This window comes from Streptomyces sp. NPDC048255, assembly GCF_040652415.1.
GTDB lineage: Bacteria > Actinomycetota > Actinomycetes > Streptomycetales > Streptomycetaceae > Streptomyces.
In genome coordinates, this window is sequence record NZ_JBEZMA010000031.1 from 65,939 (window position 1) to 86,068 (window position 20,130).

Annotated in this window: 15 protein-coding genes and 1 tRNA gene; 2 read left to right on the top strand and 14 right to left on the bottom strand. The window is 68.1% G+C overall.

All coding sequences use genetic code 11. The features are described 5' to 3' along the window. Positions 1-25: 25 nt before the first annotated feature. The 9 genes from AB0D94_RS23545 to AB0D94_RS23585 all read right to left on the bottom strand — a co-directional run bounded on the left by AB0D94_RS23545 (position 26) and on the right by AB0D94_RS23585 (position 12,548). Positions 26-3,925: a DNA-directed RNA polymerase subunit beta' gene (locus tag AB0D94_RS23545; RefSeq protein ID WP_266934885.1), complete on the bottom strand. Its 3,900-nt coding sequence runs from the start codon at positions 3,923-3,925 to the stop codon at positions 26-28. Between the two features lie 97 nt (positions 3,926-4,022). Beyond that, complete coding sequence (rpoB, locus tag AB0D94_RS23550) at positions 4,023-7,505, bottom strand: DNA-directed RNA polymerase subunit beta (RefSeq protein WP_362055156.1); 3,483 nt, start codon at positions 7,503-7,505, stop codon at positions 4,023-4,025. 595 nt (positions 7,506-8,100) lie between these two features. Continuing rightward, positions 8,101-8,484, bottom strand: coding sequence for a 50S ribosomal protein L7/L12 (gene rplL, locus AB0D94_RS23555; RefSeq protein WP_030710306.1), 384 nt, complete (start codon positions 8,482-8,484; stop codon positions 8,101-8,103). 110 nt (positions 8,485-8,594) lie between these two features. Then, on the bottom strand, positions 8,595-9,125 hold the full coding sequence (gene rplJ, locus AB0D94_RS23560; RefSeq protein ID WP_030710304.1) for a 50S ribosomal protein L10: 531 nt from the start codon (positions 9,123-9,125) through the stop codon (positions 8,595-8,597). Positions 9,126-9,630: 505 nt separating this feature from the next. Then, positions 9,631-10,359 (bottom strand): 50S ribosomal protein L1, encoded by a 729-nt coding sequence (gene rplA / locus AB0D94_RS23565; protein ID WP_362055159.1) that lies wholly within the window; start codon positions 10,357-10,359, stop codon positions 9,631-9,633. Between the two features lie 92 nt (positions 10,360-10,451). Further along, positions 10,452-10,886: a 50S ribosomal protein L11 gene (rplK, locus tag AB0D94_RS23570; protein WP_362055161.1), complete on the bottom strand. Its 435-nt coding sequence runs from the start codon at positions 10,884-10,886 to the stop codon at positions 10,452-10,454. A 193-nt stretch (positions 10,887-11,079) separates the two neighbouring features. Continuing rightward, on the bottom strand, positions 11,080-12,003 hold the full coding sequence (gene nusG / locus AB0D94_RS23575; protein ID WP_362055163.1) for a transcription termination/antitermination protein NusG: 924 nt from the start codon (positions 12,001-12,003) through the stop codon (positions 11,080-11,082). Between the two features lie 84 nt (positions 12,004-12,087). Then, positions 12,088-12,369, bottom strand: a complete 282-nt coding sequence (gene secE, locus AB0D94_RS23580; protein ID WP_362055165.1) for a preprotein translocase subunit SecE — start codon at positions 12,367-12,369, stop codon at positions 12,088-12,090. 106 nt (positions 12,370-12,475) lie between these two features. Then, positions 12,476-12,548: transfer RNA gene (locus AB0D94_RS23585), tRNA-Trp, on the bottom strand. Positions 12,549-12,751: 203 nt separating this feature from the next. On the opposite strand from AB0D94_RS23585, the gene AB0D94_RS23590 reads away from it, so the two are divergent. After that, positions 12,752-13,978, top strand: coding sequence for a pyridoxal phosphate-dependent aminotransferase (locus AB0D94_RS23590; RefSeq protein WP_362055167.1), 1,227 nt, complete (start codon positions 12,752-12,754; stop codon positions 13,976-13,978). A gap of 361 nt (positions 13,979-14,339) precedes the next feature. After that, on the top strand, positions 14,340-15,359 hold the full coding sequence (locus AB0D94_RS23595; protein ID WP_362055169.1) for an adenosine deaminase: 1,020 nt from the start codon (positions 14,340-14,342) through the stop codon (positions 15,357-15,359). 17 nt (positions 15,360-15,376) lie between these two features. On the opposite strand, the gene AB0D94_RS23600 is transcribed toward AB0D94_RS23595, so the two are convergent. The 5 genes from AB0D94_RS23600 to AB0D94_RS23620 all read right to left on the bottom strand — a co-directional run bounded on the left by AB0D94_RS23600 (position 15,377) and on the right by AB0D94_RS23620 (position 19,755). Beyond that, complete coding sequence (locus tag AB0D94_RS23600; RefSeq protein ID WP_362055171.1) at positions 15,377-15,793, bottom strand: hypothetical protein; 417 nt, start codon at positions 15,791-15,793, stop codon at positions 15,377-15,379. 16 nt (positions 15,794-15,809) lie between these two features. Then, a complete protein-coding gene (locus tag AB0D94_RS23605) occupies positions 15,810-16,925 on the bottom strand; it encodes a UDP-N-acetylmuramate dehydrogenase (RefSeq protein WP_362055183.1) in 1,116 nt (371 codons plus the stop codon). 11 nt (positions 16,926-16,936) lie between these two features. Continuing rightward, positions 16,937-17,335: a DUF3291 domain-containing protein gene (locus AB0D94_RS23610; protein ID WP_362055173.1), complete on the bottom strand. Its 399-nt coding sequence runs from the start codon at positions 17,333-17,335 to the stop codon at positions 16,937-16,939. A 64-nt stretch (positions 17,336-17,399) separates the two neighbouring features. Continuing rightward, positions 17,400-18,893 carry an MFS transporter gene (locus AB0D94_RS23615; protein WP_362055175.1) on the bottom strand — a complete coding sequence of 498 codons (1,494 nt, stop codon included), beginning with the start codon at positions 18,891-18,893 and terminating at the stop codon, positions 17,400-17,402. Positions 18,894-19,098: 205 nt separating this feature from the next. Continuing rightward, positions 19,099-19,755 (bottom strand): helix-turn-helix domain-containing protein, encoded by a 657-nt coding sequence (locus AB0D94_RS23620; protein ID WP_362055177.1) that lies wholly within the window; start codon positions 19,753-19,755, stop codon positions 19,099-19,101. Positions 19,756-20,130: the final 375 nt, after the last annotated feature.

Sequence of the window (20,130 nt, forward strand, 5' to 3'; positions counted from 1 at the left end):
CCTGCGGTTACTTCTCGTTTACGCCTCAGCCGTTGTACGGGCCGTAGTCGTAGTCCTCCAGCGGGACAGCCTGGCCGGAGCCGGTGCCGAAGGGCGAGTAGTCGATGTCGTCGTAGCCGACGGCCGAGTACATCGCGGCCTTGGCTTCCTCGGTGGGCTCCACCCGGATGTTGCGGTAGCGGGCGAGGCCCGTACCGGCCGGGATGAGCTTACCGATGATGACGTTCTCCTTGAGGCCGATCAGGGAGTCGGACTTGGCGTTGATCGCCGCGTCCGTCAGAACCCTGGTCGTCTCCTGGAAGGACGCCGCCGACAGCCAGGACTCGGTCGCGAGCGAGGCCTTGGTGATACCCATCAGCTGCGGACGGCCGGAGGCGGGGTGACCGCCCTCGGTGACCACACGACGGTTCTCGGTCTCGAACTTCGACCGCTCGACCAGCTCGCCCGGCAGGAGCTCCGCGTCGCCGGACTCGATGATCGTCACGCGGCGCAGCATCTGCCGGATGATGATCTCGATGTGCTTGTCGTGGATCGACACGCCCTGCGAGTTGTAGACCTTCTGGACTTCGCCGACCAGGTGGACCTGGACGGCACGCTGGCCGAGGATGCGCAGCACGTCGTGCGGGTTGGTGGCACCCATGGTGAGCTTCTGGCCCACCTCGACGTGGTCGCCCTCGTGCACGATGACCTTGGCGCGCTTCGAGATCGGGAACGCCGTCTCGTCGCTGCCGTCGTCGGGCGTGATGACGATCTTCTTCGTCTTCTCGGTCTCCTCGATCCGCACGCGGCCGGCGGCCTCGGAGATCGGGGCGACACCCTTCGGGGTACGGGCCTCGAAGAGCTCGACGACACGCGGCAGACCCTGCGTGATGTCGTCACCGGCCACACCACCGGTGTGGAAGGTACGCATCGTCAGCTGGGTACCGGGCTCACCGATGGACTGGGCGGCGATGATGCCGACCGCCTCACCGATGTCGACCAGCTTGCCGGTGGCGAGCGAGCGTCCGTAGCAGAAGGCACAGGTGCCGACCGCGGACTCACAGGTCAGGACCGAGCGGGTCTTGACCTCCTCGACGCCGTTGGCGACCAGGGCGTCGATGAGCACGTCACCGAGGTCGACGTTGGCCGGCGCGATGACCTTGCCGTCGATGACGACGTCCTCGGCCAGCATGCGGGCGTAGATCGAGGTCTCGACGTCGTCGGCCTTGCGCAGCACGCCGTCCTCGCCGCGAACGGCGATCTTCAGCTTCAGGCCGCGCTCGGTGCCGCAGTCCTCCTCGCGGATGATCACGTCCTGCGAGACGTCCACCAGACGACGGGTCAGGTAACCCGAGTCGGCGGTACGCAGGGCGGTGTCCGCCAGACCCTTACGGGCACCGTGCGTGGAGATGAAGTACTCCAGAACGGTGAGGCCCTCACGGAAGGACGCCTTGATCGGACGCGGGATGGTCTCGTTCTTCGCGTTCGACACCAGACCACGCATACCGGCGATCTGTCGCATCTGCATCATGTTTCCTCGGGCACCCGAGTCAACCATCATGAAGATGGGGTTCGTCTTGGGGAAGTTCGCGTTCATCGCCTCGGCAACCTCGTTGGTCGCCTTGGTCCAGATCGCGATGAGCTCCTGCGTGCGCTCGTCCTTGGTGATCAGACCGCGCTCGTACTGCTTCTGGACCTTCTCGTCCAGCTCCTCGTAGCCCTTGACGATGGCCTTCTTGGCCTCGGGCACGACGACGTCGGAGATGGCCACGGTGACGCCCGAACGGGTCGCCCAGTGGAAGCCCGCCGCCTTCAGGTTGTCGAGCGTCGCCGCCACGATGACCTTGGGGTAGCGCTCGGCCAGGTCGTTGACGATCTCGGAGAGCTGCTTCTTGCCCACCGAGTAGTCGACGAACGGGTAGTCCTCGGGCAGCAGCTCGTTGAAGAGCGCGCGGCCCAGGGTGGTGCGCAGACGGAAGCTGTCGCCCGGCTGGAACTCCTGCTCGCCCTCTTCGGCGACCGGCGGCACCCAGCCACGCGGCGGGATGGTGCCCACCGGGAAGCGGATGTCGACGGCCGACTGGAGCGCGAGCTCGCCGTTGTCGAACGCCATGGTCGCCTCGGCCGTGGAGCCGAACGCGCGGCCCTCGCCCTTGGTGTCACGGAGCTCACCGTCGGTGGTCAGGAAGAACAGACCGAGGACCATGTCCTGGGTCGGCATCGTGACCGGACGGCCGTCGGCCGGCTTGAGGATGTTGTTCGAGGACAGCATCAGGATGCGGGCCTCGGCCTGCGCCTCCGCGGAGAGCGGCAGGTGCACGGCCATCTGGTCACCGTCGAAGTCCGCGTTGAACGCGGTGCAGACGAGCGGGTGGATCTGGATGGCCTTGCCTTCGACCAGCTGGGGCTCGAAGGCCTGGATGCCGAGGCGGTGCAGCGTGGGCGCACGGTTCAGCAGGACCGGGTGCTCGGCGATGACCTCTTCGAGCACGTCGTAGACGACCGTGCGGCCGCGCTCGACCATGCGCTTCGCCGACTTGATGTTCTGCGCGTGGTTCAGGTCGACCAGGCGCTTCATCACGAACGGCTTGAAGAGCTCCAGCGCCATGGCCTTGGGCAGACCGCACTGGTGCAGCTTCAGCTGCGGACCGACGACGATCACGGAACGCGCGGAGTAGTCCACACGCTTACCGAGAAGGTTCTGACGGAATCGACCCTGCTTGCCCTTGAGCATGTCGCTCAGGGACTTCAGCGGACGGTTACCGGGACCGGTCACCGGACGGCCACGACGACCGTTGTCGAAGAGGGCGTCCACGGCCTCCTGAAGCATGCGCTTCTCGTTGTTCACGATGATCTCGGGGGCACCGAGGTCAAGGAGACGCTTCAGACGGTTGTTGCGGTTGATCACGCGGCGGTACAGGTCGTTCAGGTCGGAGGTCGCGAAGCGGCCACCGTCCAGCTGCACCATCGGACGCAGGTCCGGCGGGATCACCGGCACGCAGTCCAGAACCATGCCCTTGGGCTTGTTGCTGGTCTGCAGGAACGCGGAGACGACCTTGAGGCGCTTGAGCGCACGGGTCTTCTTCTGGCCCTTGCCGGTACGGATGATCTCGCGGAGGCGCTCGGCCTCTTCCTCGAGGTCGAAGGACTCCAGGCGCTTCTGCAGCGCGGCGGCGCCCATGCAGCCGTCGAAGTACGTGCCGAAGCGGTCACGCAGCTCGCGGTACAGGAGCTCGTCGCCCTCCAGGTCCTGGACCTTGAGGTTCTTGAAGCGGGCCCACACCTCGTCGAGGCGGTCGATCTCGCGCTGGGCGCGGTCACGGAGCTGCTTCATCTCGCGCTCGGCACCTTCGCGCACCTTGCGGCGTACGTCGGCCTTCGCGCCCTCGGCCTCGAGCTCGGCCAGGTCGGTCTCGAGCTTCTTGGCACGGCCTTCGAGGTCCGCGTCACGGCGGTTCTCGATCTGCTGGCGCTCGACGGAGACGTGCGCCTCCAGCGACGGGAGGTCGCGGGTGCGACGCTCGTCGTCGACGAACGTGATCATGTACGCGGCGAAGTAGATGACCTTCTCGAGGTCCTTCGGCGCGAGGTCCAGCAGGTAGCCCAGGCGCGACGGGACGCCCTTGAAGTACCAGATGTGGGTGACGGGAGCGGCAAGCTCGATGTGGCCCATCCGCTCACGGCGCACCTTGGCGCGCGTGACTTCGACGCCACAGCGCTCACAGATGATGCCCTTGAAGCGGACACGCTTGTACTTGCCGCAGTAGCACTCCCAGTCCCGGGTAGGACCGAAGATCTTCTCGCAGAAGAGTCCGTCCTTCTCGGGCTTGAGGGTGCGGTAGTTGATGGTCTCCGGCTTCTTGACCTCGCCGTGCGACCAGGTTCGGATGTCGTCCGCGGTGGCAAGGCCGATCCGCAGCTCGTCGAAGAAGTTGACGTCGAGCACTGTGCGTCAATCCCTCTTTCGGGGTCGAGTCTCAATCATGGTCTGAACGGTCCCGGGGATGACGGGGGGCTCTTGAGCGAGCCCCCCGTCAGGCCCGTCAGACCTCTTCGACGCTGCTCGGCTCGCGCCGGGACAGGTCGATACCGAGCTCCTCCGCCGCGCGGAAGACGTCCTCGTCGGTGTCGCGCATCTCGATGGACATGCCGTCCGAGGACAGCACCTCCACGTTGAGGCAGAGCGACTGCATTTCCTTGATGAGCACCTTGAAGGACTCGGGAATGCCCGGCTCGGGGATGTTCTCGCCCTTGACGATGGCCTCGTAGACCTTCACGCGGCCGGTGACGTCGTCGGACTTGATGGTCAGCAGCTCCTGGAGGGCGTAAGCGGCGCCATAAGCCTCGAGCGCCCACACCTCCATCTCACCGAAGCGCTGGCCACCGAACTGCGCCTTACCACCCAGCGGCTGCTGCGTGATCATCGAGTACGGACCGGTCGACCGCGCGTGGAGCTTGTCGTCGACCAGGTGGTGGAGCTTGAGGATGTACATGTACCCGACCGAGATCGGGTCCGGGAACGGCTCGCCGGAGCGGCCGTCGAACAGACGCGCCTTACCGGTCGGGAGCACCATGCGCTCGCCGTCGCGGTTCGGGATGGTGTGCTGCAGCAGACCGGCCAGCTCGTCCTCGCGGGCACCGTCGAACACCGGGGTGGCGACGTTGGTGCCGGGAGCGACCTGGTCGGCGCCGATCGCCTGGAGGCGCTGCGCCCACTCGTCCGCAAGGCCGGAGACGTCCCAGCCGCGGCTGGCGAGCCAGCCGAGGTGGATCTCCAGGACCTGTCCCGGGTTCATTCGGGACGGGACACCCAGCGGGTTCAGGATGATGTCGACCGGCGTGCCGTCCTCAAGGAAGGGCATGTCCTCGATCGGAAGGATCTTGGAGATGACACCCTTGTTGCCGTGACGGCCGGCGAGCTTGTCACCGTCGGTGATCTTGCGCTTCTGGGCGACGTAGACGCGGACCAGCTGGTTCACGCCCGGGGGAAGCTCGTCGCCCTCCTCGCGGTCGAAGACGCGGACACCGATGACCTTGCCGATCTCACCGTGAGGGACCTTGAGCGAGGTGTCACGCACCTCGCGGGCCTTCTCACCGAAGATCGCGCGGAGCAGGCGCTCCTCCGGGGTCAGCTCGGTCTCACCCTTGGGCGTGACCTTGCCGACCAGGATGTCGCCGGCGACGACGTCCGCACCGATGCGGATGATGCCGCGCTCGTCGAGGTCCGCGAGGACCTCCTCGGAGACGTTCGGGATGTCCCGGGTGATCTCCTCGGGGCCGAGCTTGGTGTCACGGGCGTCGACCTCGTGCTCCTCGATGTGGATCGAGGAGAGGACGTCGTCCTGCACGAGGCGCTGCGACAGGATGATCGCGTCCTCGTAGTTGTGACCCTCCCACGGCATGAACGCGACGAGCAGGTTCTTGCCGAGGGCCATTTCGCCCTCTTCGGTCGCAGGACCGTCGGCGAGGACCTGGGCCTCGATGATCCGGTCACCCTCGTTGACGATGACCTTCTGGTTGACCGAGGTGCCCTGGTTCGAGCGGGAGAACTTGGCGACGCGGTACGTGGTGTACGTGCCGTCGTCGTTGGCGACGGTGATGTAGTCGGCCGAGACCTCCTGGACGACACCGTCCTTCTCCGCACGGATCGAGTCACCGGCGTCGACCGCACAGCGGTACTCCATGCCGGTGCCGACGAGCGGCGCTTCCGCCTTGATGAGCGGAACGGCCTGGCGCATCATGTTCGCGCCCATGAGGGCACGGTTGGCGTCGTCGTGCTCGAGGAAGGGGATCATCGCGGTCGCGACGGACACCATCTGGCGCGGGGAGACGTCCATGTAGTCGACGTCGTCGCCGGCGATGTAGTCGATCTCGCCACCACGACGGCGAACCAGTACGCGGTTCTCGGTGAAGCGCATCTCGTCGTTCAGGCCGGCGTTGGCCTGGGCGATGACGAAGCGGTCTTCCTCGTCGGCGGTCAGGTAGTCGACCTCGTCCGTGACGACACCCTCGATGACCTTGCGGTACGGGGTCTCGACGAAGCCGAACGCGTTGACGCGGCCGTAGGAGGCGAGCGAGCCGATCAGACCGATGTTCGGGCCTTCAGGGGTCTCGATCGGGCACATGCGGCCGTAGTGCGACGGGTGCACGTCACGGACCTCGAAGCCGGCCCGCTCACGGGACAGACCACCAGGACCAAGAGCCGACAGGCGGCGCTTGTGGGTCAGGCCCGACAGCGGGTTGTTCTGGTCCATGAACTGCGACAGCTGGCTGGTGCCGAAGAACTCCTTGATGGAGGCGACGACCGGCCGGATGTTGATCAGGGTCTGCGGCGTGATCGCCTCGACGTCCTGGGTCGTCATGCGCTCGCGGACGACGCGCTCCATACGAGCCAGACCCGTGCGGACCTGGTTCTGGATGAGCTCGCCGACGTTGCGCAGACGACGGTTGCCGAAGTGGTCGATGTCATCGGTCTCGACCACGATCGAACGGCCGGACTCGCCGGTCGTCTCGGTCTCGCCGGCGTGCAGCTTGACCAGGTACTTGATCGTCGCGATGACGTCGTCGGTGGTGAGCACACCGGCGTCGAGCGGCTCGTCGGCGCCGAGCTTCTTGTTCACCTTGTAGCGGCCGACCTTGGCGAGGTCGTAGCGCTTCGGGTTGAAGTAGAGGTTCTCGAGCAGCGTCTGAGCGGCCTCGCGGGTCGGCGGTTCGCCCGGACGCAGCTTGCGGTAGATGTCGAGCAGCGCGTCGTCCTGGCCCTGGGTGTGGTCCTTCTCCAGGGTGGCGCGCATGGACTCGTACTCGCCGAACTCCTCGAGGATCTGCTCGGTGGTCCAGCCGAGAGCCTTCAGGAGGACGGTGACGGACTGCTTGCGCTTGCGGTCGATGCGGACACCGACCATGTCGCGCTTGTCGATCTCCATCTCCAGCCAGGCACCCCGGGACGGGATGATCTTGGCGGAGAAGATGTCCTTGTCGGACGTCTTGTCGATGGAGGAGTCGAAGTAGACACCAGGGGAGCGGACAAGCTGCGACACGACGACACGCTCGGTGCCGTTGATGACGAAGGTGCCCTTGTTGGTCATGAGCGGGAAGTCGCCCATGAAGACCGTCTGAGACTTGATCTCTCCGGTCTCGTTGTTCGTGAACTCGGCCGTGACGAACAGCGGAGCCGCGTACGTGAAGTCGCGCTCCTTGCACTCGTCGACAGAGTTCTTCGCCGGCTCGAAACGGTGGTCGCGGAAGGTCAGCGACATCGACCCGGAGAAGTCCTCGATCGGCGAGATCTCCTCGAAGATCTCTTCCAGACCGGACTTGGTGGGGACGTCCTGTCCACTCTCAAGCGCCGACTCGACGCGAGACTTCCAGGCAGCATTGCCGAGCAGCCAGTCAAAGCTCTCGGTCTGCAGCGCCAGGAGGTTCGGAACCTCGAGGGGCTCCTTGATCTTTGCAAAGGAGATGCGCAGCGGGGCGGTGCTGGCACCGTTGTTCGTATTGGTCGAGGCGTTGCGCGAGGCGGCCAAGAGGGGGTCCTTCCGAGGGCTCGGACTCACTACGCGCGTACCGGTCCCAGCCGACACAGAAGACAGGTTCTCCCCATCTGGCCAAAATGCCAGGTCAGGGCGATCAATCAAGTGTGCTCAAGCGTGGGCATGCCCCTGGCGACGGGCAGGGGGCAGCTAACAGGCAGCGCAAAGGGTCAGTGTAGCCACTCGGCTCACTGATGTCCAGACCAGGTTTCCGGAAACCGGCAACAGGCCTTCCCCAGGTCGTTCAAACCAACACCGTGTTCAACCAACACTGCTTTCAATGCTGCGGCCCTCGTACACAGAGCGCGTATCAGTACTGCCCTCTTCGTAGCCGATCCATGCCTCGGATCCCGGATCGAGCTGGTCGAGCTGATCGAGCTGGTGACGGGTTTGAGAATTGCGCGCCGCGTCCCGTTCGTCAAGGCCCCCTGCTCCGTGCGGATCATCTCCGGACCCTGCCACGGGGCAACGATGATCACCCTACTCCCCAACGAGACCAGGGCAAGTCAGGCACTACGGGTACGCCAAAGGGCGACCACCCTTACGGGTGATCGCCCTTGGCTGGGGCCTCAGAGAGGCCCCAGAGGTGTTACTTGACCTCGACAGCCGCGCCGGCAGCCTTGAGGGACTCGGCGGCCTTGTCAGCGGCCTCCTTGGCGACCTTCTCGAGGACCGGCTTCGGAGCGCCGTCCACGAGGTCCTTGGCCTCCTTCAGACCCAGGGAGGTCAGCTCGCGCACGACCTTGATGACCTGGATCTTCTTGTCGCCGGCACCGGTGAGGATGACGTCGAACTCGTCCTGCTCCTCGGCGGCCTCGGGGGCAGCGCCACCGGCGGCGGGGCCGGCAACGGCGACGGCCGCGGCGGCGGTGACGTCGAACTTCTCCTCGAAGGCCTTCACGAACTCGGAGAGCTCGATGAGGGTCATCTCCTCGAACTGGGCGAGGAGGTCGTCCTGAGAGAGCTTCGCCATGATGGGCGATCCTTCCACTAATTCGGCAGGTGCCGGATGTATATAGAGGCGGGCGTAACGGCCCGCTACGACCCACGCACTAGGCGGCGTGGATCAGTGCGCGAGCCGAATTACTCGGCACCGCCCTGCTCGGCGAGCTTGACGCGAAGCGCTTCCGCGGTGCGGACGAACTTCGACGGCAGCGCCTGGAAGAGCGAGGCAGCCTGAGACTGCTTGCCCTTGAACGCGCCGGCCAGCTTGCTGAGCAGAACCTCGCGGGACTCGAGGTCCGCAAGCTTCTTGATCTCATCGGCGGTGAGCGCCTTACCATCAAGGACACCCGCCTTGATGATGAGGTTCGGGTTGTCCTTGGCGAAGTCACGCAGGCTCTTCGCCGACTCCACCGGGTCACCGGTGATGAAGGCGACCGCGGTCGGACCAGCGAAGTGCTCGTCCAGCGCGGTGATCCCGGCCTGGTTGGCCGCAATCTTGGTCAGCGTGTTCTTCACCACGGCGTACTGGGCGTTCTCACCGAGCGAACGACGCAGCGTCTTGAGCTGCGCGACGGTGAGACCCCGGTACTCGGTCAGCACGGCGGCGTTCGAGCTCTGGAACTGGTCCGTGAGCTCGGCTACCGCGGCAGCCTTGTCGGGCCTTGCCATAGAGCGTCGGCCTCCTTCCGGGTGATGAGGACCGCTCAGAAGGGGCTGAACAAAACGAAACGCCCCGGCGCAAGCGCACGGGGCGTAAGCTCGACCGAATTCCTCCGGGAGCGTATCCACGAACACCTGCGCAGGACGTCCGCACTCAGCGGATCCTTCGGCCGCCACGCTCTTTCGAGCACGGCAACGACCAGCGGTCTTTGGCTTCTGGGGAAGCGTACGTGAAGGGGTCGAGCCAAGGCAAATCGCCTCGGGAACGAGGCGCCCGGGCCGGTCAGGCGGTGCCCTTCGCCCTCGCTCTGGAGCGCCTTCAGGTTCTCTCCTGGCGCGCCTTGGCCTCGGGCGTCGAGAGGGTGCTCTGGGCCTTCAGCTGCTTGGCTCGGCGCAGCGAGGTCCCCTTGAGGCCCTCCTCCCGCCCCTGTGGCGTGAAACATGGAAACGGGCCCCCCACCGCCCGTGAAGGGTGGTGGAGGGCCCGTTCAGCCGTGCAGTGAGCCGGTCAGGCTCAGACCGCGGCCGGGTCTTCCTCGACGAGGAGGTTCCGGGTGCGGTTGGAGTCCAGCATGATGCCGGGGCCCATCGTGGTGCTCAGGGCGGCCTTCTTGATGTAGCGGCCCTTCGCGGCGGACGGCTTCAGACGAAGGATTTCGTCCAGGGCCGCGCCGTAGTTCTCGACCAGCTGCTCATCGGAGAAGGAGACCTTGCCGATGATGAAGTGCAGGTTCGAGTGCTTGTCGACGCGGAACTCGATCTTGCCACCCTTGATCTCGGTGACAGCCTTCGCGACGTCCATCGTGACGGTGCCGGTCTTCGGGTTCGGCATGAGGCCACGGGGACCGAGCACGCGGCCGAGGCGGCCGACCTTGCCCATGAGGTCCGGGGTGGCCACAACGGCGTCGAACTCGTTCAGGCGGTTGCCCTTGGCGATCTCGTTGATCAGCTCGTCGTCGCCGACAATGTCGGCGCCGGCGGCTTCCGCGGCCGCAGCACGGTCACCGGTCGCGAAGACCAGGACCCGGGCGGTCTTGCCGGTGCCGTGCGGGAGGTTCACGGTGCCGCGGACCATCTGGTCGGCCTTGCGCGGGTCGACACCCAGGCGGAAGGCGACCTCGACGGTGCCGTCGAACTTGGTCGTGGAGGTCTCCTTGGCGAGACGGACGGCCTCGAGCGGGGCGTACAGCTTCTCCCGGTCGACCTTGGCGTCCGCAGCGCGGAGAGTCTTGCTGCGCTTCACTTCTGCTCCTGTGTTGTTTCTTCAGGCGTGGAGTCGTGGTGCGGACCAGCGCTTGGTCCTACCACTGGTGGTGCTGGGCGGGTGTGGCTGGATCAGCCTTCGACCGTGATGCCCATCGAGCGCGCGGTGCCGGAAATGATCTTCACGGCGGCGTCGATGTCGTTGGCGTTGAGGTCGGGCATCTTCAGCTCGGCGATCTCGCGGACCTGGGCGCCGGTGAGCTTGGCAACCTTGGTCTTGTGCGGCTCGCCGGAGCCCTTCTCCACGCCCGCGTGCTTCAGGATGAGGCGCGCGGCCGGCGGAGTCTTGGTGATGAAGGTGAAGGAACGGTCGTCGTAGACCGTGATCTCCACCGGCACGACCATGCCACGCTGCGACTCGGTCGCGGCGTTGTAGGCCTTGCAGAACTCCATGATGTTGACGCCGTGCTGACCGAGCGCGGGGCCGACCGGCGGAGCCGGGTTGGCCGCACCGGCCTTGATCTGGAGCTTGATGAGCCCCGTGATCTTCTTCTTCTTGGGAGGCATTGCTCTCTCCGGGTCCTAGTGAGAGTTTTCAGCCGCCGATCCGGTCATCCGGATGGAGGCATACCGCACCACGATAACGGGTATCTGTACGGGGCTAAAAACCGAGCAGGTCAGACCGCCCGCGAGGGGCGACCTGACCTGTCCGGAAGCTGTGGCTCAGAAGCCGTGACTCACGCGAAGTGGATCAGCGGGGTCAGTTCTTCTGGATCTGGTCGAAGCTCAGCTCGACCGGGGTCTCGCGGCCGAAGATCTCGACGAGGCCCTTGACCTTCTTCGAGTCCGGGTTGATCTCGTTGATCGTCGCCTGCAGCGTCGCGAACGGGCCGTCGGTGACGGTGACCGAGTCGCCGACCTCGAAGTCCAGGACCTCGATCGTGCGCTTGACGGCGGGCGCCGGCAGACCGGCGGCCTCCGCGGCGGCCTTCTCGGCCTTCTCCTTGGCCTCCGGCGCGAGCATCTTGACGATCTCGTCCAGCGTCAGCGGGTACGGGTCGTACGCGTTGCCGACGAAGCCGGTGACGCCAGGCGTGTTGCGGACGACGCCCCAGGACTCGTTCGTCAGATCCATGCGGACGAGAACGTAACCGGGCAGCTTGTTCTGCCGGACGTTCTTGCGCTCGCCGTTCTTGATCTGGACGATCTCTTCCTCGGGCACCTCGGCCTGGTAGATGAACTCCTCGACGTTCAGCGAGACGGCGCGCTGCTCCAGGTTGGCCTTCACGCGCTTCTCGTAGCCGGCGTAGGTGTGGATCACGTACCACTCGCCGGGCAGGAGGCGCAGCTCGTCGCGCAGGGCCTGGATGGGGTCGACGGGCTCGGCGGGCTCGGCCTCGACGGCTTCGTCCGCCTCCGTGTCGGCCTCGGCCGCCACGTCGCCCTCGGTCTCGGTCTCGGCCTCGACGATGTCGGCAGCCTCTTCGACCTCGGCGTCGTCCTCAGCCTCGGCGTCGACCTCGCCCTCGACGTGCAGCGCTGCCTCCTCGGCGGCGACACCCGCCTTGGCGTCGGCGTGCTCGGCCTCGTCGGGGTCCACAGCGTCTGCCGCCTCGACGATGTCGAGCTCGTCCTCGACGGACTCGACGGAGTCGTGGCTCACGTTCAGGTTCGGGTCAGACACGGTGGCTGCTTCTTCCTGGATACAAAAGGTGGTGGAACATGCGAAAACGGGCGGCACCCATCAAGGCGCCGCCCTCCGCGGGGATCAGCCGAAGACGAACTTGATGGCTTCCTGGAACCCATAGTCAATCACGGTCACCAGACCGATCATGATGACCACGAAGACAATCACCACGGTGGTGTACGTCGTGAGCTGGTTGCGAGTGGGCCATACAACCTTGCGGAGTTCCGCGACAATCTGGCGGTAGAAGAGCGCGAGACGGCCCACAGGGCCCTTCTTGCCGCGCTTGCCGCCCTTGCGGGCCTTCTTCTCGCGAGTCTCGTCCTCGGCGTCAGGCATGTCGATGGAGCCCAGGGCGTCCGTCACGTCTCTCACCTGAATCCGGGTCGTGGCCGTACCGCGCCCGGTTGCGCCGCACGGCGTTGCATCGAAGTACGTACCTGCGCACACACATCCGAGAAGGAGTGTGGAGCAGGGCCGGAGGGACTCGAACCCCCAACCGCTGGTTTTGGAGACCAGTGCTCTACCAATTGAGCTACGACCCTTTGCGTCCCCCAACCTACCGCATCCAGGCGAGTGCACGGAGTGCTCACGCTTTGGGCGGCTGCTGAGGTCCAACGACAGGTGAGTGTACGTGAACCGCGCCCTGACGTCGAACAGAACCCGACCTGACATGCTCCGGCAAGGCTCCGGTCCGGTACCTGAAACAGCGTCCCGCTCATCTTTGGCGTCTGGGACGATTGGCCGCATGACCTCTGAAACGCCTTCCACCGAGCGCCGGGTATCCGCCCGTATCGGCGCCATCTCCGAGTCCGCCACCCTCGCCATCGACGCCAAGGCCAAGGCGCTCAAGGCCGCCGGGCGCCCGGTGATCGGCTTCGCCGCGGGCGAGCCCGACTTCCCGACCCCGGACTACATCGTCGAGGCCGCAGTCGAGGCCTGCCGCAACCCGAAGTTCCACCGCTACACGCCGGCCGGCGGTCTCCCGGAGCTGAAGGCCGCCATCGCCGCGAAGACGCTGCGCGACTCCGGCTACGAGGTCGAGGCGTCCCAGGTCCTGGTGACCAACGGCGGCAAGCAGGCGATCTACGAGGCCTTCGCGGCCGTCCTGGACCCGGGTGACGAGGTCATCGTCCCGGCCCCGTACTGGACCACGTACCCGGAGTCGATCCGCCTCGCCGGCGGCGTCCCGGTCGAGGTCGTCGCCGACGAGACCACCGGCTACCGGGTCTCCGTCGAGCAGCTGGAGGCCGCCCGTACCGAGCGCACGAAGGTCGTCCTCTTCGTCTCCCCGTCCAACCCGACGGGCGCGGTCTACAGCGAGGCCGACGCGCGCGCCATCGGCGAGTGGGCCGCCGAGCACGGCCTGTGGGTCATGACGGACGAGATCTACGAGCACCTCGTCTACGGCGACGCGACCTTCACCTCGCTGCCGGTGCTGGTCCCCGCCCTGCGCGACAAGTGCATCATCGTCAACGGCGTCGCCAAGACGTACGCGATGACGGGCTGGCGCGTGGGCTGGGTCATCGCCCCGCAGGACGTCATCAAGGCCGCGACCAACCTGCAGTCGCACGCCACCTCCAACGTCTCCAACGTGGCGCAGGTCGCCGCGCTGGCCGCCGTCTCGGGCAACCTGGACGCCGTCGCGGAGATGCGCAAGGCCTTCGACCGCCGCCGCCAGACCATGGTCAAGATGCTCAACGAGATCGACGGCGTGGTCTGCCCGGTCCCCGAGGGCGCGTTCTACGCCTACCCCTCGGTCAAGGCGCTCCTCGGCAAGGAGATCCGCGGCAAGCGCCCGCAGAGCTCGATCGAGCTCGCCGCGCTGATCCTGGACGAGGCCGAGGTCGCGGTCGTCCCGGGCGAGGCCTTCGGCACCCCCGGCTACCTGCGCCTCTCGTACGCCCTGGGCGACGAGGACCTGGTGGAGGGCGTCTCCCGCGTCCAGAAGCTCCTGGCCGAAGCCAAGGTCTGACCCACCCAGCAGGACACTCCGAGCGGCGGCTCCCCCACTGGGGGGCCGCCGCTCGGCCGTTCCGATCCAGCCCCGCCGGCGCTTGGGACGCACCGGCCAGCCGACCCCAGCCGAAACCAGCCCCGCCGGCGCTTGAGGCGCGGGGTCCGGGGCGGAGCCCCGACCCTTGAGCCGCACCAGCCAGCCGACCCCAGCCAAATCCAGCCCCGCCGGCGCTTGAGGCGCGGGGTCCGGGGCGGAGCCCCAGGTCTTGGGCCCGGCCGACGACCAAGCCGCGGCCCCGACCGCCCGCGCGTTCGAGCAAGCCCCCGATCGGTAAAACCCCCTCCCGCCGAGCGCAGCGATACGGCAGGATCACCAGATGGAGCACGCACGCGATCTCACGCTTCTGCCGAAAGCCCACCTCCACCTGCACTTCACCGGGTCGATGCGCCCCTCGACCCTGCTCGAACTCGCCGACAAGTACGGCGTACGGCTGCCCGACGCGCTGACCGCCGGGGAGCCCCCCAAGCTGCGGGCCACCGACGAACGCGGCTGGTTCCGCTTCCAGCGGCTCTACGACGCCGCCCGCTCCTGCCTGCGCGAGCCCGACGACATCCGGCGGCTCGTCCGCGAGGCCGCGGAGGAGGACGTACGGGACGGCAGCGGCTGGCTGGAGATCCAGGTGGATCCCACCTCCTACGCCCCCCTCCTCGGCGGGATGATCCCGGCCGTCGAGATCATCCTGGACGCCGTGGACAGCGCCTCCCGGGAGACCGGCCTCGGGATACGGGTCCTCATCGCCGCGAACCGCATGAAGCACCCCCTGGACGCCCGCACCCTGGCCCGCCTCGCCGTGCGCTACGCCGACCGCGGCGTCGTCGGCTTCGGGCTCTCCAACGACGAGCGCCGCGGCATGGCCCGCGACTTCGACCGGGCCTTCGCCATCGCCCGCGAGGGCGGCCTCCTCGCGGCCCCGCACGGCGGCGAGCTCACCGGCCCGGCCTCGGTCCGCGACTGCCTCGACGATCTGCACGCCGCCCGCATCGGGCACGGCGTACGCGCCGCCGAGGACCCCCGGCTGCTCAAGCGGCTCGCCGACCGGCAGATCACCTGCGAGGTCTGCCCGGCGTCGAACGTCGCCCTCGGGGTCTACGAGCGGCCCGAGGACGTCCCGCTGCGCACGCTCTTCGAGGCCGGGGTGCCGATGGCGCTCGGGGCGGACGACCCGCTGCTGTTCGGGTCCCGGCTGGCGGCCCAGTACGAGATCGCCCGCACCCACCACGGGTTCACGGACGCGGAGCTCGCCGAACTGGCCCGGCAGTCGGTGCGCGGTTCGGCCGCGCCGGAGGACGTACAGGCCAAGCTGCTGGCGGGGATCGACCACTGGCTCAGCGGATGAGCGTCAGCGGATGAGTATCAGCGGGTGAGCCTGAGGTCGCCCTCGTAGCAGTCGGCGCGCACCCGTCCCCCGTCGGGGAAGCCGATCTCCAGGTGGGTGCGGCCCTGTTCGGGCAGGGCGTACTCGGCCACGGAGGCGATGGTCTCGCCGAGGTGGCGCAGGAAGGGGTGGTCGCCGAGGTCCTCGCCGACCTCGATGCGGCCCCACTCCCCCATGTCGTACGGCTCGTGCGGCGCGGCGGACTCCACGATGAGGCACTGGTCCGACCCGGTGGTGATCCGGATGGAGTCGCCGACGCTGTCGATCAGCCAGACGTCGAGGGGAGCCTCGGAGCGCTCACCTTCGCTGATGTGCCAGGACGCGACGACTCTGCTGAGCGTGCGACCCACGAGGCGGGTGGGGTCCGTACCGGCCCCGTGCAGGGGACAGAGCATGGGCGGCCGGGGCTCCTCAGATGCTGACGCCGACCGTCACCGGTTCATTGACCAGGGTGACGCCGAAGGCCGCGTGGACACCCGCGACGACCTCGCGGGCCAGGGCGAGGAGGTCCTCGGTGGTGGCCTCTCCCCGGTTGGTGAGGGCGAGGGTGTGCTTGGTGGAGATGCGTGCGGGGCCGGTGCCGTAGCCCTTGGTGAAACCGGCCTTGTCGATCAGCCAGGCCGCGCTGGTCTTCGTACGGCCGTCGCCCGCGGGGTAGGCGGGCGGGGCGGTCTCGGGGCCGAGGCGGTCCTGGACGCGGGCGAGGAAGGCCGCGTAGGCCTCGTCGCTCAGGATCGGGTTGTGGAAGAAGGAGCCGGCCGACCAGGTGTCGTGGTCGGCGGGGTCGAGCACCATGCCCTTGCCCGCGCGCAGGCGCAGCACGGTCTCGCGGGCGGTGGCGGCCGGGACCCGGTCGCCGGCCCCGACGCCCAGGGCGCGGGCGGTCTCGGGGTACTTGATCGGCGCGGAGAGGCCGCCGGCGTCCTCCAGGGCGAAGCGCACGCGCAGGACGACGTACCGCTCGGGCTGGTCCTTGAAGGTGCTGTTGCGGTACCGGAAGTCGCACTCGGCGGCGGTCAGCGTGACCGTCTCGCGGCGGGTTCGGTCGTACGCGACGACCTCGGTGATGGTGTCGCAGACCTCCTGGCCGTACGCACCGACGTTCTGGATCGGGGTGGCACCGGCGGAGCCGGGGATTCCGGCGAGGCACTCGATCCCGGCGAGGCCGGCCTCGACGGTGCGGGCGACGGCGTCGCTCCAGTTCTCGCCGGCGGCGAGTTCCAGGGCGGCGCCGTCGAGGGTGAAGCCGGTGGTCGCGATGCGCAGGGCGGTGCCGTCGAAACCCTGGTCGCCGATGACCAGATTGCTGCCGCCGCCGATGATCAGGAGCGGGGTGCCGCTCTCGTCCGCGACGCGGACGGCGGCGATCACCTCGGCGTCGGTGGTCGCGGTGACCAGACGGGCTGCGGGCCCACCGAGGCGGAAGGTGGTCAGCGGGGCGAGGGGGGCGTCGTGGAGTTCCTGCACGTGGACAAGAGTACGGTCCGTACCCCTCGCATCCCTGCGGGGCCACGGACCGCGGCTCAGTAGGCCCTGGCTCAGTAGGCCCTCTTCTCCTCGGCCAGGCGCCGCTCGGCCTCGGCCCAGGTGACCGGGAGCCGGGCGGCGGGCACGGTCCAGAAGGTGAAGGCCGACTCCTTCATGTACGCGCTGGCCGTGCGGGAGCCGGCGCGGTGCGGCTCGCTGCGGGCGAAGCGGTACAGCGCGTCGCGGTCCTCCCAGGCGGAGAGGGTGAGGAAGGTCCGGCTGAGGACGCGGGCCCGGAGGGCGACGCCGTGGGCGCCGGGGGCCTTTCGGATCTGGCCGAGGATGCCGGGGGCCTTGAGGAAGAACTTGACGGCGCCGGCGAGGGTCGCCGTCTCGAAGCGGGAGGCCATGACGTAGACCTCGGCGCCGGGGGCGGCCTGGGTGGGGGTGAACCAGGGGATGTCGGGCATGACGAGCACTCCTTCGACAACTGTAGATCGCTGAGGTGCAGGTGTACGGGGCCACTCGCGCGGCTCAGCCGCCCGCGGGCACCTTCTGCGGCGTGACGGGCGTCGCTGCCGTTGCGGGCGGGTGCGGCGTCGGGGCCGCCCCGGCCTGCTCGGCGACGACCGCCCCGGGGCCCTTCGCCTTGCGCGGCAGCAGCAGGGCGAGCCCGGCGGCCAGGGCGACGGCGACGGCGCCGATCCACAGGGCGGGGACGGTGCCGTCGGTGAAGGCCTGGGGGGACTCGTAGCCGCCCTGGGCGGAGAAGACGGAGGCCAGGACCGCGACACCGAGGGCGCCGCCGACCTCCCGCATGGCGTTGTTGGTCCCGGAGGCCTTGCCCTGGTCGGCGGGGGTCACGGTGGACATCAGGGCGTTGGAGGCGGGGGCGAAGTACAGGCCCATTCCGATGCCGCTGATGATCAGTGGCGCGAGCTGGGCGGCGTACGAGACGTCCGCGCTCAGGATCACCGCGAACCAGCCGAGGCCGAGGGCCTGGAGGGCGAGCCCGGCGGCGACGACCGGGCGGCCGCCGATCCGGTCGGAGAGGATCCCGGCGATCGGGGCGACGATCATCGGCATGCCGGTCCAGGGGAGCATGCGCAGCCCGGCCTCGGTGGGCGAGTAGCCGGTCACGCCCTGGAGGAACTGGCTGAGCAGGAAGATCGAACCGAACATGCCCAGGAACATCAGCAGGCCGGCCAGGTTGATCCCGAGGAAGCCGCGGTTGCGGAAGAGCCGCATGGGGAGCATGGCGTCGGCGTTCCTGAAGCCGTGGCGCACGAAGCCGCCGACGAGGGCCGCGCCGACGATCAGGCCGGTGAGGACGGGGGTGCTGGTCCAGCCCTCGGCGTTGGCGTTGACCAGGGCGTAGACGATGCCGAAGAGGCCGCCGCTGATGAGCAGGGTGCCCGGGAGGTCCAGGCGGGACCCGGGGGCGGTGGACTCGGCGAGGCGCAACCGGGCGAGCGGTATCAGGGCGAGGCCGATCGGGACGTTGAGCCAGAAGATCCACTGCCAGGAGATGTGCTCGGTGAGGCTGCCGCCGATCAGGGGGCCGCTGGCGACGGCGAGGCCGGTGACGGCCCCGTAGATACCGAGGGCCATGCCGCGCCGGGCCGCGGGGACGGCGGCGGTGAGCAGGGTGAGGGTGAGCGGCATCATGACGGCGGCGCCTACGCCCTGGACGGCACGGGCGGCGATGAGCGCGTCGATGCCGGGCGAGAGGGCGGCTGCGGCGGAGGCTCCGGTGAAGACGGCGAGCCCGGCTATGAACAGCCGGCGGCGCCCGAAACGGTCACCGAGGGCGGCGCCGAACATCAGGAGGACGGCGAAGGTGAGCGTGTACGCGTTCACCGTCCACTCCAGGTCCTCCAGCCTGCCGCCGAGGTCCTCCCGGATGGCGGGTAGGGCGGTGGTGACGACGAGGTTGTCGAGGGCGGCCATGAAGCTGGCGACACCGGTGAGCACGAGGGCCCATACGGCCGGGCCGCGGAGCTTGGTGTCCTGGTCTTGCGTGGTCACGATTCCCCCTGAGGGCTGTTAGTTATTGATGACTAACTTTCGTGGGCAGAGATGTGCGCTGCGCTGGAGCTGGGCGGAGCGGAGGCGAGAGGGGCGGAGCGGAACAGGGCGGATCCGGGCGGAGCAGCGGGGCGGAGCAGGAACAGGGCGGAGCAGCGGGCGGAACAGGGTGGGTGGCAGGCCGGGGCCGCCACCCGGGGCGGAGTCACCCCTCGGCGACTCCGGCGCCGGGACCGGCCCCGGCGTCGGTCCCAGCCCCGGCGTCGGCCCCGACCCCGGGACCGGCAGCCGGAGCGGACCCGGCGTCCGAGTCGGCCTGAACCGCCGCATAACAGCCCTCCCAGACCCGGTGCTCGGGCGGGAAGCCCATGGCGGCGAGAGTGTTGATCAGCATCCCGTAGGCCATGAAGGTCGTGGTCGCGTCCGCGTCCGCCCCGAGAGGCACGTGAACGGTGTCCCAGAGTTCCATCCAGGCGGCCCGCACCATCTCACCGAACTCCGGCTCCCCGGCGGCTTCGGCGGCGGCGACGGTCACGTAGGTCTGGAGCTGCATCTGCAGCTTGTCGGGGTGGTCGGCGATCAGCTGGATGTACGCCTCCCCCAACACCTTGAAGGGGTCGGCGCCCTGGAGATCCTTGGCGGCTTCCTCGAAGACGAGCCGGATGTCCGCCATGCAGCGGGCGACGGCGGCAAGGAAGATCGCCTGCTTGTTGGGAAAGAGCCGGAAGAGATACGGCTGCGAAACCCCCACCCGCTTGGCGATCGCCTCGGTGGAGGTCCCGTAGTAACCCCCACGCGCGAACTCATGCATTGCCGCCCGAATGACGCTCTCACGCCGCTCGTCTGCGCTCATCCTTGCCATGGCATTAAGTTAGTGCTCAATCACTAACTACGTCAAGGGGTGGGGTGGCGGGTGGCGGCGGGGGCTTCGGGGGGCGAATAGCGGCGGGGCGGGATCGTGTAGGCGGGACGGGGGCTTGGGGGGCCTGTTCCGGCGGGACCCGATCCCGGGCGCGAGGGGGCGGCTTCGGGGGCGTGTGGTGGCGGGGCGGGATCATGACCGAAGGCGAGGCTCCGGGGGCCTGTGCCGGTGGGGCCCGATCAGAGATGGTTTGGGGGTTTCCCGTCAGTCCCATGGTCTTTCCGTGTCGGGCCGGCCCCTCAAGGGCGCTCCCTGCGGTCGCGTCGCTTCGCGATGGCCTGCGGCCACCCTTGACCGGCCGTCCCGACACGGAAA